Origin of the sequence: Roseovarius sp. (assembly GCF_048262375.1) — a bacterium.
In the GTDB taxonomy this organism is placed as follows: Bacteria; Pseudomonadota; Alphaproteobacteria; order Rhodobacterales; family Rhodobacteraceae; genus Roseovarius.
In genome coordinates, this window is the sequence record NZ_JBLXFE010000005.1 from 62,761 (window position 1) to 76,126 (window position 13,366).

Here is a 13,366-nt window from a genome sequence, read left to right on the forward strand (position 1 = left end):
ATCCAAATCCCTGCGCGCGGCGATCCAGACCCTGACGCAACAGCCCTCACAGCCATGCAATTAAGGAGGCACTCAATCAAAGGAGCCCCGCATGCAGGACGTACTTGGCACACTTAGGGCGCTGCGCCGCCCGCCTCTCTTGATCCGCGCCGCGCGCATTGGCCTAGAGGATTATCACCGAGAGGTGCATCTACGCCGGTTCATGCGCGATGGTGCCCTTCCCTCCAGCACAACGGCACTGAGCCGCCTGATCGAGACCGAGGCCACGCTGGAACAGGACCGGCACACTTGCGCCGCGGGGTATTCGCCCGCGCGCCATGTCGACATTCTGATCGCAATGATGGGCGAGGCGCGGTTGGCCTGCACGCCCCCCGCGCTGGTCGAAGCCTAATAGCAAAGCGCGCCGCGAAAACCGCGACGCGCTTTGACAGATTGGAATGTGGCCAGCTTAGCCGAAGGCGTCGGGCATCTCTGCCTTGCGCTTGGCAACATAGGCTGCAAGCGCCTCGGCAATGTCCGGATCGAGCGCGGGCTGCTGATAATCAGCAAGCATCTTTTTGACGCGCGCGTTGGCCAGAACCATCGTGTCGCGCTCACCTTCATCCGCCCACGTCTCGAACGGTTTGTAATCCAAAAGATCCGAGCGCCAGAAGGCCGATTTGAAATTCGCCTGCGTGTGGGCACAGCCCAGATAATGCCCACCCGGACCCACTTCGCGGATCGCATCCATCGCCTGCGCATCTTCGTCCATTGGAACCCCGCGCGCGAGATAATGCAGCGTGCCCAGTTGATCGGCATCCATCACGAATTTCTCGAAAGAGGATACTAGACCGCCTTCGAGCCAGCCGCAGGCGTGCAACATGAAGTTCACACCCGCCAGAAGCCCGACGTTCAGGCTGTTGGCGGTCTCATAGGCCGCCTGCGCATCCGGCAGTTTGGAGCCATTGAACGATCCTGACGACCGGAACGGCAACCCCAGACGGCGCGCCAATTGTCCCGCCCCATAGGTGATATGCGCGGCTTCAGGCGTGCCAAAGGTCGGCGCACCCGAGTTCATGTCGATCGAGGTCACAAAAGCGCCAAAGATCATCGGCGCTCCGGGGCGCACCAATTGGCTATAGGCAATACCGGCCAGAACCTCGGCCAGCACTTGCGTCAGGGTGCCCGCTACGCTGACCGGCGCCATGGCCCCGCCGACAATGAAGGGCGAGAGAATGCAGGCCTGATTATTGGCGGCATACACCTCGAGCGAGCCCATCATCACATCGTCAAACGTCATCGGAGAGTTGACGTTGATAAGGCTGGTCATCACCGTGTTCTGCTGCACGAAATCGGCACCGAACAGGATATTGCACATATCCACGCTGTCTTGCGCCCGGCTGGGTTCTGTCACAGAGCCCATAAATGGCTTGTCCGAGAGGGTCATATGCGCCAGCAGCATGTCGAGGTGCCGTTTGTTGACCGGAATGTCGGTCGGCTCACAGACTGTGCCACCAGAATGGTGCAGCCATTTCGACATATAGCCCAGCTTCACGAATTTGCGGAAATCCTCCATCGTGGCATACCGACGACCACCTTCCATGTCGCGCACAAAGGGCGGGCCGTAAACCGGGGCCAACACAAGGGATTTACCGCCAATCTCGACAGTGCGCTCTGGGTTGCGGGCGTGCTGGATGATACGTGAAGGCGCTGTTGCGCAGAGTTGACGTGCCAGACCGCGCGGAATGCGCACCCGCTCGCCTTGAACATCTGCACCGGCATTGCGCCACCGCTCCAGAGCGGCAGGGTTTTCAACGAAGTTGACCCCGACCTCTTCAAGAATGATTTCGGCATTGGCTTCGATGATTTCGAGCGCCTCTTCGGTCAAAACTTCGAAATTGGGGATATTACGCTCGATATAGCGTGCGGTTTCGACGCTCACGGCGGTGCGCTCGGCGCGACGTGCGGCACCACCGCCGCCCCGGGACCGCCTGCTGCTTACTGCTGCTTCTGACATGGATGCACCCTTTGATATGGTCAATTGCGATAGCCAATGCTCCCGCCATGCGGCAGGTCTCGTTCCGTCATACCTGTTTGCCTGCCCCCTGCAGGCGAGGATTCCGGCGATTGAGGGGAAAAAGCGACACGTCACATGCATCATTTTAACTCTTCAGGGCTTGCAGACGGGTCGCAGAAAAGTGAATGACATTTTAATTTCGCAAATCCCGAAGTAAGGGGCTGTTCTTCAATTTCGCAGCGCCCTGATCTTGGCTTTGAAAACTTTGCGATCAAACGAGCAAATGCGGCCAACTCGCGCGGAACGAAGGATAGACTTTGATATGAGAATACGTTTCGGCCTGCGGGCCACAGCTTGCGCCGTGTTGACCGCCTGTGCATTTGTCGGGCCTGCCTTTGCGACTAACGGGTATTTTGCGAACGGCTATGGTGGCCAATCCAAGAGCATGGCAGGCGCGGGCGTGGCCGTATCGACGGGTGTTTTGGGCATGGCCCAGAACCCGGCCACAGGCGTAAAGGTGGGCAATCAAGCGGGATTCTGCCTGACCACCTTCGCACCCAATCGCGAAGTGCAGATCGCCCCCGGCGGGCCACTGACGCCGGGCACTCATAAAAGCGAGAACGATGTATTCCTGATCCCCTGCGGCGGTGCAAACTGGAAGCTAAACGAGCGCTCGTCACTTGGTGCATTCGTGTTTGGCAACGGAGGGATGAACACCGAATACAACACCAATTTCTTTGCGGGATTGGGTGCGGGATCTTCTCCGCTCGGGGTCAATCTGGAACAGGCGTTCATCACACTGAGTTATGCCCGTCAGGTGAATGACCGTCTGACCTTGGGCATCTCACCAATCCTTGCTGTGCAACGGTTCAAGGCGCAGGGATTGCAGGCCTTCTCGGGCCTCTCGATCAGCCCGGGCGATGTCTCCAACCGTGGCCATGACTGGTCCACCGGCTTTGGCGTGAATCTCGGACTACTCTACGAGGCGAACCCGCAATGGACCTTTGGCGCAGCCTACCGCAATGAAATCCAGATGTCCCGATTCAGCAAGTATCGCGGCCTCTTTGCCGGGGGCGGCGAATTCGACGTGCCCGCGATGCTGACCCTTGGAGCGGCCTATACGCCAGCCTCCGCACCGCGTTGGACCGTGACCGGTGAGGTTCAGCGCATATTTTATGGCAATGTGACATCCATCGCCAACCCGAGCGCACCACCGGGCGGGCCGCTCGGTTCGACAAACGGCGTGGGTTTCGGCTGGAAAGATGTCGATGTTTTGCGGGTCGCGGCGATCTGGCGCAAGACGGACAAGCTGACGCTGCGCACCGGCGTCAGCTATTCGACCGACTTTATCGGCAACGATGGCGAGGTCGTGATCAACACCATTGCCCCCGCCACACCACAATGGCATCTTTCGGCTGGCGGCACCTACCGGATCACCGAACGATGGGCCTTTACCTTTTCCTATACCCACGCCTTTTCCAACAGCTTTAGCGGGACAAACCCGGCATTGACGGGCGTGGCGCAACCTGTACGCATCCAAATGCATCAGAACGAGATTGCCACTGGCCTCAGCTATCGTTGGTAGGCCGCGATGCTTTCTCTTGCGCAGAGGCGGGACGCCAATTACTAGGCAGCACATGAGCCAGATATCCCATGACCGCCTCCTGATCATCGACTTTGGCAGCCAGGTGACGCAGTTGATTGCGCGTCGCCTGCGCGAGCTGAATGTCTATTGTGAAATCCATCCCTATCAGAACGTGACCGACGCGTTCCTGAAAGAGATGTCGCCGCGCGCGATCATCTTTTCCGGGGGCCCCGACAGCGTGATGCGCGACGGAAGTCCGCGCCCGCCAAAGGCCGCCTATGATCTGGGCGTGCCGATCCTAGGGATCTGTTATGGCCAGCAGGTCATGATGCAGGATCTGGGCGGTCGTGTTGAGGCCGGAGAGCATGCCACCGCCGAATTCGGGCGTGCCTTTGTGACCGGGGCCGGGATCGAAAGCGAGTTCGTCGCAGGCTGGTTCTCTGATGGTGCCGGGCGCGAGCAGGTCTGGATGAGCCATGGCGACCATGTCTCTGAAATCGCTCCGGGATTCGAGGTTCTGGGCACCTCGCCGGGCGCGCCTTTTGCGATCACTGCCGACCATGCCCGGCGCTTTTACGCGGTGCAGTTCCACCCCGAGGTGCACCACACGCCGAACGGCGCGCGCCTCTACGAGAATTTCATCAAGCTTGCGGGCTTTGCCGGTGATTGGACGATGGGGGCCTACCGCGAAGAGGCGATTGCCAAGATCCGCGCACAGGTCGGCGACAAGCGGGTGATCTGCGGCCTTTCAGGCGGGGTCGACAGCTCTGTCGCTGCCGTGCTGATCCATGAAGCGATTGGCGATCAGCTCACTTGCGTTTTTGTCGATCACGGTCTTCTGCGGCAGAACGAAGCGCAAGAGGTCGTCGCAATGTTTCGCGACAACTATAACATTCCTCTCATCCACGCCGATGAATCAGAGCTGTTTCTAGGTGAACTTGATGGCGTAAGCGACCCAGAAACAAAGAGAAAAATAATTGGCCGCCTGTTCATTGACGTGTTTCAGAAACACGCCAATGAGATCGAGGGTGCCGAATTTCTGGCTCAGGGAACGCTCTATCCTGACGTCATCGAGAGCGTCTCATTCTCTGGTGGCCCGTCCGTGACGATCAAATCGCACCACAATGTTGGCGGTCTGCCCGAGAAGATGGGGCTGAAACTGGTCGAGCCATTGCGCGAACTTTTCAAGGATGAAGTGCGCGCTTTGGGGCGTGAATTGGGCCTGCCGGACAGTTTCATCGGACGGCATCCGTTTCCCGGTCCGGGCCTTGCGATCCGGTGTCCCGGAGAGATCACCCGAGAAAAGCTGGCGATCCTGCGCAAGGCGGATGCGGTATATATAGATCAAATCCGGAAACATGGGCTATATGATGATATCTGGCAGGCGTTTGTCGCTATCCTGCCGGTGCGTACCGTGGGGGTTATGGGCGACGGGCGCACCTATGACTTTGCATGCGCGCTGCGGGCGGTGACAAGTGTCGACGGGATGACAGCAGATTATTACCCGTTCAGTCACGAGTTTCTGGGCGAAACAGCCACAAGAATTATCAATGAAGTCAAAGGCATAAACCGTGTGACCTATGACATCACATCGAAACCACCGGGCACCATTGAATGGGAATGAGCGCGCCGCACCTCTAGGGGCGCTGCGCACAGCAAACGAGGTGCCTCAGACGGTCCCGGCGCGATGCTTGTGGCTAGGATCATGACACCCGGCCCGAAAAACCGCATCAAAGGTGATGCCGTGCGCCAGTGCGCGTGTGTACAAAGCGTACATTTTCACGTCCAGAATGTACGCAACCGCAGCGACAAAAGAATGCCGTCGCGGGCGGGTGACGGCCCCCACCGCCGAAAGGTCAAAGCTGGGTCAGAACCGCACGCCAGCCTTGTGTTGCGGATGGACTTCGGTCGGTCGGGATGCGAGGGTCCGGCCAAAAGAGACATGGCCCTGTCGCGCCGGTTTCGAATCAAGGTCGTCGAGGGCGCACATCATGAGACAGTCAGTGAAAGACCGAAGCCGGTCGGTGATTCGAACCGAGCCTTTCACGCGACGACAGACGGTTCAGACGACGGGACCCGCAGCCCCCAAAGCAGTGCTGTCACACGTTGCGTGGTGCGGCTGAATGGTGTCCGGTGTCACCCTGCCCCGTGATCCGGGGGCCGTGCTGCGCGCGGGGTTGTGGATGCTGGGGGCGGTCATCTCTTTCTCGTCGATGGCAGTCGCGGGACGCGCCGTCAGCTTTGAACTCGATACATTCGAGATCATGATGTACCGCAGCATCGTTGGGTTCATCATCGTGATCACGCTGGCACGCCTGACAGGGCAGACCGCGACCATCACCGCCCGCAGCCCCGGCACCCATCTGATCCGAAATCTGAGCCATTTCGCCGGTCAAAACCTGTGGTTCTACGCCATTACCGTGATCCCGTTGGCGCAGGTTTTTGCGTTGGAATTCACTGCGCCACTATGGGTGCTGGTTCTGTCACCGCTCCTCTTAGGGGAGCGGTTGACGCCGACCCGCGCAATGGCGGCGTTGATCGGATTTGTCGGCATCCTGATTGTCGCGCGGCCGAGCCCGGAGACATTCAGCATGGGCACCCTTGCAGCGGCAACCGCAGCGGTGGGGTTCGCGGGGTCCATCCTCATGACCAAGCGGCTCACCCGGACGGAAACCCTGACCTGCATCCTGTTCTGGATGACGCTGATTCAAATTGTGTTAGGGCTGATTTGCGCCGGGATTGACGGTGATATCGCGCTGCCTTCGCTGGCCTCTGCGCCGTGGCTCATTCTGATTGGCTGCGCCGGTCTGCTCGCGCATTTCTGTCTGACAACGGCGCTGTCTCTGGCCCCGGCCACATTGGTCACTCCGGTAGACTTTTTGCGACTGCCCGTGATCGCGATCATCGGTATTTTGATCTATGCCGAGCCTGTTGACGCATTTGTGATCGTTGGTGCGATGGTAATTTTCGGCGCAAATTACCTGAATCTTTGGAAAGAAACGCGCAAAAGCACCTGAAATTGCTATCTTTTCCCTCATAAGGTGTGTCCAGCACGCCACCAGTAACGATCAGTTTATCTGTGACGCGGCGTCAAAGATTGACCGGTTTCGCCGTAACGGTAATGTGACGCCAATAACTCTGGAGGAGAGGGACACATGAAGACAACCTGGCTCGCGGCGACATTGCTCGCCACAACCGCATCGATGGCTTTCGGTGGAGAAATCGAGCGTCGGGGTGATCCCTCGATGATCCTGTTCGAAAAGGGTAAAAACTATCTGGAGTTTTCCGCAGCCACCGTGAAGCCCTCGGTTTCAGGTGCGCCGCTGCCAACAATTCCGACCAGTGGCACAGGCAACATTCAAGAACGCTACCAGTCTTTTGCAGGCGGCTATAAGCGCGATGTGAACGACCGGCTTTCTCTGGCGCTTGTGATCGACGAGCCGGTCGGCGCGGCGGTGGATTACCGCACCCCCGGATCGTTTTTCGCCGGCTCAAACGCCGAAGTAAGCTCGGTCGCCTTTACCGGTTTGGCGAAATACAAGGCCACAGACCGCGTCAGCGTCTATGGCGGCCTGCGCTATATCGGCCTGTCGGGCAATATCACCGTGATCTCCCCCGCCACCTTGGGCAGCGCGATCCCCGCCCCCGGCCAACCCTATACGCTCAATGTGAACAAGGATTTCCAGTTCGGTTACCTCTTGGGGGCCGCCTATGAAATTCCTGACATCGCCCTGCGCGTGGCGTTGACCTACGAATCAAAAACCGAGCATGATTTCAAGGACAACACCGGCGCCCCTTTCAAGGTGGAAATCCCTCAGGCTTTCACGCTTCATGCGCAATCCGGCATCGCGGCCAACACGCTGCTGTTCGGTTCGGTCAAATGGCGTGAATGGTCGCAGTTCAGCGTGCAGCCGGGCGACTTCTTCTCGGTGGCGACAGGCGTTCCGGTCAACGTACCGATCGCAAGCGGTCCAAGCGATATCTGGACCTATGAGCTGGGTCTGGGCCGCAAGTTCAATGAGAACTGGAGTGGGGCCGTAATCCTTGGGTATGAAAAGGATGAGGGCGACATTGTCGGCAACCTGTCGGGCAAGGACGGCTATTTCAGCTATGGGCTGGCCGCGACCTATGAGACAGACAGTTGGAAATTTACGGCTGGCGTCAAATATTTCGACGTCGGTGATGCGAATTCCTCTGTCACCGCGTTCTCGGGCAACGATGCCATCGCGATTGGCACCAAGGTCGCCTTTAAGTTCTGAGCGACCCAAAGACACATTTTCAAACCCCGCCCCTTATCCGGGCGGGGTTTTGCATGATAGCGTTTGACCCTGCGCCGAACGCTTTGTACCAAGCCCCCGAGAGGGAGCGGTGATGATTTACAACTCTGCACAAGACTGGCGGGACGCCAGACACAAGCGGGTGCTGTTTTACGGCATGTCAGGCTTGGGCAAGACGCATCTGTCCAACATGCTGCGCGATGCCGGGGACTGGTTTCACTATTCGATAGATTACCGGATTGGCACCCGCTACATGGGCGAATTGATCGCTGACAATGCCAAGGCGCATGCGATGCAGGTGCCATTCCTGCGCGATCTGCTGCTGAGCGATTCAATCTACATCGGCTCGAACATCACCTTTCACAACCTCACCCCGGTCTCGACCTATCTGGGCAAGCCGGGCAATCCGGCCAAAGGCGGGCTGCCGATTGCGGAATATCGCGTCCGGCAGGAACAATTCCGGCAGGCCGAGATCCACGCGCTGATGGATACCGCGCATTTCATCCGCCGCGCCGGCACGCTCTATGGCTATCCGCATTTCATCTGTGACACCGGCGGGTCGATCTGTGAATGGGTCGATGGCACCGATCCTGACGATCCGATCCTGCGTGAATTGTCGGCGCACTGTCTGCTCATCTATATCGAGGGGTCCGAGGCGCATACCGCCGAGTTGATCCGCCGGTTCGACCGCGCGCCCAAGCCGATGGCCTATCAGCCGGAATTCCTCGATGCTGCATGGGCGGAATATCTGAGCGCGCATAATTGCCAAGAGAATGACGTCGACCCAGACAGTTTCATCCGCTGGACCTATGCCCGCGCCCTCGCCCACCGTCAGCCCCGCTATGAGGCGATGGTGAATTGGGGCGTCAGCGTCAGCGCCAACGAGGTGGCGGCGGTCAAGACCGCACAGGATTTCGAGGCACTGGTTGCCACCGCACTTGAGCGCCGTGCCGCCACGCCTATCTAAGGTCAGACAATCAAGGACCCCTGCCCATGCCCATCAAGATCCCCGCCGACCTGCCCGCCTATGCCGTGCTGACGCGCGAGGGCGTATCGGTGATGGACCCGGATCAGGCAGCACGGCAGGATATCAGGCCGCTGCGCATCGGCCTGCTCAATCTCATGCCCAAGAAGATTCAGACCGAGAACCAGTTTGCCCGGCTGATCGGTGCCACCCCCCTGCAAATCGACTTTGACCTGATCCGCATGAGCGAGCATCAGACCAAGAACACCGCCGCAGAGCATATGGAAAGCTTTTACCGGCCCTTCGACGAGGTGGCGGTCGCAGGGGACAAATACGACGGCCTCATCATCACCGGCGCGCCAATCGAACATCTGGAGTTTGACGCCGTGACCTATTGGGAGGAACTGGCGCGCGTCTTTGACTGGACGCAAACCAACGTGCATTCGACCTTTGGGGTCTGTTGGGGCGGGATGGCGATGATCAACCATTTCCACGGGGTCAAGAAACACATGCTGGATCATAAGGCGTTCGGCTGTTTCCGGCATCGCAACATGGTGCCTGCCTCGCCCTATCTGCGTGGCTTTTCCGACGATTGCGTGATCCCGGTGAGCCGCTGGACGGAAATGAAGCGCGCCGAGATCGAGGCGGTCACAGGCCTGACGATCCTCTTGGACAGTGACGAGGTCGGCCCCTGTCTGGTCGAGGATACCGTGCGCCGCGCGCTCTATATCTTTAACCACTTTGAATATGACAGCGACACGCTCAAGCAGGAATATGATCGCGACGTGGCCAATGGCACACCGATCAACGTACCGTGCAATTACTATCCAGGTGATGATCCCACACGCGCACCGCAGAACCGCTGGCGCAGCCATGCGCATCTGCTTTATGGCAACTGGATCAACCAGATCTATCAGACGACCCCGTTTGATATGAATTCCATTGGCCGTTAAATCCCTGATCCTGATTGTCTTTTGTCTGCTTGCCTTTTGCCTGCTTGCCGTTTGGGGCTGGGGTCAGTATCGGGCACGCGCGCAAGAGGCGCAGGCCGAGGCCGCATTTCCACCCGAGGGGCAGTTTGTCGAGGTGGCCGGGCACCGGGTCCACAGTGTCGTGATGGGCAACGGCCCCGATCTCGTGCTGATCCACGGTGCATCAGGCAATACCCGCGACATGACCTTTGATCTGGCGCCACGTCTGGCGCAGCGCTATCGGGTGATCGTGCTGGATCGCCCCGGTCTGGGCTATACCGCACGGATCAATCGCACCGGAGCAACGCTCATCGAGCAAGCCGCGCTCTTGCAGGAGGCGGCGGCGGTGTTGGGGGCCGAGCGGCCTATCGTTCTGGGTCACAGCTATGGCGGTTCGGTGGCGCTGGCCTGGGCGGTCACGCGGCCCGATCACATTGCCGCATTGGTCAATGTGGCGGGGGCGGCCAAGCCGTGGGATACGGGTCTGTCGACCTATTACCGGGTTCTGTCGCATCCGGTGTTGGGCCCGCTGATCATTCCGCTTCTGACGGCCTTTGTGCATGACGACCGCGTGGAACAGGCGGTGCAAGAGATTTTCACCCCGCAAGCACCGCCCGAGGGCTATCTGGATCACATCGGTGCGGGGCTGACCCTGCGCCGCCCGTCCTTGCGCGCCAACGCCCTGCAACGCGCCAATCTGCTGGCCGAGATCGAGGCGCTGCATGGGCGATATGGCGAAATTGCCGTGCCGGTCGAGATCGTGCATGGCAGTGTCGATACGACGGTGGGGGTTTCCATTCATTCCAAACCGCTTGCCGCGCAGATTGAGGGCGCGCGCCTGACCGTGTTGGAAGGGATCGGCCATATGCCGCATCACAGCGCCCCGGAGGCGGTGATCGCGGCCATCGACCGCGCCGCGCACCGCGCCGGATTGCACCCCGCCGATTGAGCCGCCATACTAGCGGAAACATACGCGAGAGGCCCCCATGGACCTGCCCTTTGACGGTGCGATCAGCGCCTTTTTCGAAACTGACGCCCCCAATGCGATCCGCAAGGAAATCCGCCGCGCGGATAAGGATGACATCCTTGGCGGTGATTTCCCCTATTCAGAGGGCCTGTCGAAGAAGGCCTATGAAAAGGATCTGGAAAAGCTGCAAACCGAGTTGGTCAAGCTGCAGCACTGGGCCAAGGAAAGCGGCGCGCGGATCGCGATCGTCTTTGAGGGGCGCGACGCCGCGGGCAAGGGCGGCACGATCAAGCGGTTTCGCGAATATCTTAATCCGCGCGGCGCGCGTGTGGTAGCGCTGAGCAAGCCGTCCGATGTCGAGGCGACGCAATGGTATTTTCAGCGCTATATCGACCATCTGCCCGCCGGGGGAGAAATCGTGTTCTATGACCGCAGTTGGTATAATCGCGCGGTGGTGGAAAAGGTCTTTGGCTTTTGCAGCGAGGCACAGCGCCAACATTTCTTTGCCCAAGTGCCGGATTTCGAACGGATGCTGGTGGATGAGGGAATTCACCTCTTTAAATTCTGGCTCAATGTGGGCCGCGCCGAACAGCTCCGCCGGTTTCTGGAGCGCGAGCAAGACCCGCTCAAGCAATGGAAACTGAGCTGGATCGACGTTGAGGGTCTCAAGAAATGGGACAGTTACACCGCCGCCATCGCCGAAACCCTGACCCGCAGTCACAGCAACCATGCGCCCTGGACGGTCGTGCGCTCGGATGACAAACGGCGCGCGCGGCTGGAGACGATCCGGCAGGTTCTGAGCCAGCTCGACTATGCCCACAAGGACGTGCACGCGGTGGGCAAGCCCGATCCGGGGATCGTCGGCGGTCCCGAAATCTGGCATGGCTAAACAGGGCTATCATCACGGCAATCTGCGGCAGGCGCTGGTGGAGGCCACGCTTGCGCTGATCGCGGAAAAGGGACCGCAGGGGTTTACCATGGCCGAGGCAGCCAAGCGCGCCGAGGTCTCGACCGCCGCCCCTTACCGGCATTTTTCGGGCCGAGAGGCGCTGATTGCCGAGGCGGCGCGGCAGGGGTTCGAGATTTTTGTCACCCGGATGGAAGCCGCGTTTGACGAGGGCCGCCCCAATCCGCTGGCGGCGTTTATGGCGACCGGGCGGGCCTATCTGGCCTTTGCCCGCTCGAATGCCGGGCATTATGTGGCGATGTTCGAATCTGGTCTGTCAGTGAATACCACCCCGGAACTGGCAGAGGTGGCGGGACGCGCACAAGGGGTTCTGACCCATGCCGCCGCCGCGCTCTCGGCGCATTTGCCGTCTGAGCATCGCCCGCCTGCGGCGATGTTCGCCGCGCATGTCTGGGCGCTGAGTCATGGTGTGGTCGAGCTTTTTACGCGGGGGGCGCCGGGGGCCCGGTCGTCCTATCCGCCCGAAGATCTGCTGGAATCGGGCATCTGCATCTATCTGCGTGGGCTGGGGCTGATCCCGCCCGACAACGAGCCCTGATCCCCAAAATCCGCGCGCGGCTCATGCTTGGGCATATGCGAAAGGGCCGCCCGATGGGCGGCCCTTTGACTGTTTGATCCGTAACGCGATCAGCGCTTGGAGAACTGGAAGCTGCGGCGTGCTTTGCGCTTACCGTATTTCTTGCGTTCCACGACGCGGCTGTCGCGGGTCAGGAACCCTGCCGCCTTGAGCGCACCGCGCAGGCTGGGATCATAGAGTTGCAGCGCCTTGGACACGCCGTGCTTGACCGCACCGGCCTGACCGGACAGACCGCCACCGGCAACGGTAGCCATCACGTCAAACTGGCCCTCAGTGCCCGACACGGTGAAGGGCTGCTTGAGGATCATCTGAAGCACGGGACGCGCGAAATATTCGTTCATCGGCTTGCCGTTGACGACGACCTTGCCCGAGCCGGGCTTGATCCAGACGCGGGCGACCGCATCCTTACGCTTGCCGGTTGCATAAGACCGGCCCAGCGAATCGCGCTGCGGCTCGCGCGGGGCTTTGATCTCCATCGGTGCTGCGCTGACGGTGCCAGCGACGGCTTCGAGACCTTCGAGGGATTTGATTTCGTCAGTCATCAGTATGCCACCCGCGTATTCTTGGAGTTCATGGATTTGACGTCCAGCACCTCGGGGCTCTGGGCCTCGTGGGGGTGCTCGCCGCCTGCATAGACGCGCAGGTTGGTCATCTGCGTACGCGACAGGCGATTGCCCGGCAGCATGCGCTTGACCGCCTGCATCACGACGCGCTCGGGGTATTTGCCCTCGAGGATCTCGCCGGTGGTGCGGGATTTGATGCCGCCCGGGTGGCCGGTGTGCCAGTAGTTAGGCTTGTTGCGCTTGTTGCCGGTCAGCTGCACCTTGTCGGCATTGATGACGATCACGTTGTCACCCATGTCCATGTGAGGGGTAAAGCTGGCCTTGTGCTTGCCGCGCAGGCGCATGGCGATGATCGAGGCAAGACGGCCCAGAACAACGCCCTCGGCGTCGATCAGGATCCATTTCTTGTCGATATCTGCCGGGGTAGCAGAGAATGTTTTCATATCAGGCAGAACCTTGTGCTTGGTCTTTGGTCTTGATCAGCTTTGGCCGCCCGACG

General features: G+C 59.8%; 13 protein-coding genes. 10 read left to right on the forward strand and 3 right to left on the reverse strand.

Going from position 1 to position 13,366, the window contains the following annotated elements; genetic code table 11:
• Positions 1 to 91 precede the first annotated feature (91 nt).
• Positions 92 to 391, forward strand: coding sequence for a DUF6477 family protein (locus ACN0SW_RS07295; protein WP_417727257.1), 300 nt, complete (start codon positions 92 to 94; stop codon positions 389 to 391).
• 57 nt (positions 392 to 448) lie between these two features.
• On the opposite strand, the gene ACN0SW_RS07300 is transcribed toward ACN0SW_RS07295, so the two are convergent.
• Complete coding sequence (locus tag ACN0SW_RS07300) at positions 449 to 1,996, reverse strand: trimethylamine methyltransferase family protein (protein ID WP_417727258.1); 1,548 nt, start codon at positions 1,994 to 1,996, stop codon at positions 449 to 451.
• Positions 1,997 to 2,318: 322 nt separating this feature from the next.
• On the opposite strand from ACN0SW_RS07300, the gene ACN0SW_RS07305 reads away from it, so the two are divergent.
• The 9 genes from ACN0SW_RS07305 (at position 2,319) to ACN0SW_RS07345 (ending at position 12,265) form a co-directional block, all read left to right on the forward strand.
• Entirely contained in the window at positions 2,319 to 3,581 is a 1,263-nt protein-coding gene (locus ACN0SW_RS07305) for an OmpP1/FadL family transporter (protein ID WP_417727259.1), read from the forward strand.
• 52 nt (positions 3,582 to 3,633) lie between these two features.
• Positions 3,634 to 5,205, forward strand: a complete 1,572-nt coding sequence (gene guaA / locus ACN0SW_RS07310; protein WP_417727260.1) for a glutamine-hydrolyzing GMP synthase — start codon at positions 3,634 to 3,636, stop codon at positions 5,203 to 5,205.
• Positions 5,206 to 5,704: 499 nt separating this feature from the next.
• A complete protein-coding gene (locus ACN0SW_RS07315; RefSeq protein ID WP_417727261.1) occupies positions 5,705 to 6,598 on the forward strand; it encodes a DMT family transporter in 894 nt (297 codons plus the stop codon).
• 138 nt (positions 6,599 to 6,736) lie between these two features.
• A complete protein-coding gene (locus ACN0SW_RS07320) occupies positions 6,737 to 7,840 on the forward strand; it encodes an OmpP1/FadL family transporter (RefSeq protein WP_417727262.1) in 1,104 nt (367 codons plus the stop codon).
• Positions 7,841 to 7,952: 112 nt separating this feature from the next.
• A complete protein-coding gene (locus ACN0SW_RS07325; RefSeq protein ID WP_417727263.1) occupies positions 7,953 to 8,825 on the forward strand; it encodes an ATPase in 873 nt (290 codons plus the stop codon).
• A 26-nt stretch (positions 8,826 to 8,851) separates the two neighbouring features.
• Positions 8,852 to 9,775, forward strand: a complete 924-nt coding sequence (metA, locus tag ACN0SW_RS07330) for a homoserine O-acetyltransferase MetA (protein WP_417727264.1) — start codon at positions 8,852 to 8,854, stop codon at positions 9,773 to 9,775.
• On the forward strand, positions 9,759 to 10,742 hold the full coding sequence (locus ACN0SW_RS07335; RefSeq protein ID WP_417727434.1) for an alpha/beta fold hydrolase: 984 nt from the start codon (positions 9,759 to 9,761) through the stop codon (positions 10,740 to 10,742). The genes metA and ACN0SW_RS07335 overlap by 17 nt, the downstream gene beginning before the upstream one ends.
• 37 nt (positions 10,743 to 10,779) lie before the next feature.
• The gene (gene ppk2, locus ACN0SW_RS07340; protein ID WP_417727265.1) at positions 10,780 to 11,649 is read left to right on the forward strand and encodes a polyphosphate kinase 2; all 870 of its coding nucleotides are present in this window, start codon (positions 10,780 to 10,782) and stop codon (positions 11,647 to 11,649) included.
• Complete coding sequence (locus ACN0SW_RS07345) at positions 11,642 to 12,265, forward strand: TetR/AcrR family transcriptional regulator (protein WP_417727266.1); 624 nt, start codon at positions 11,642 to 11,644, stop codon at positions 12,263 to 12,265. The genes ppk2 and ACN0SW_RS07345 overlap by 8 nt, the downstream gene beginning before the upstream one ends.
• A gap of 89 nt (positions 12,266 to 12,354) precedes the next feature.
• Here ACN0SW_RS07345 and rpsI read toward each other — a convergent pair whose 3' ends face one another.
• Entirely contained in the window at positions 12,355 to 12,846 is a 492-nt protein-coding gene (gene rpsI / locus ACN0SW_RS07350) for a 30S ribosomal protein S9 (RefSeq protein WP_417727267.1), read from the reverse strand.
• Positions 12,846 to 13,310: a 50S ribosomal protein L13 gene (gene rplM / locus ACN0SW_RS07355; protein WP_037269663.1), complete on the reverse strand. Its 465-nt coding sequence runs from the start codon at positions 13,308 to 13,310 to the stop codon at positions 12,846 to 12,848. The genes rpsI and rplM overlap by 1 nt, the downstream gene beginning before the upstream one ends.
• Positions 13,311 to 13,366: the final 56 nt, after the last annotated feature.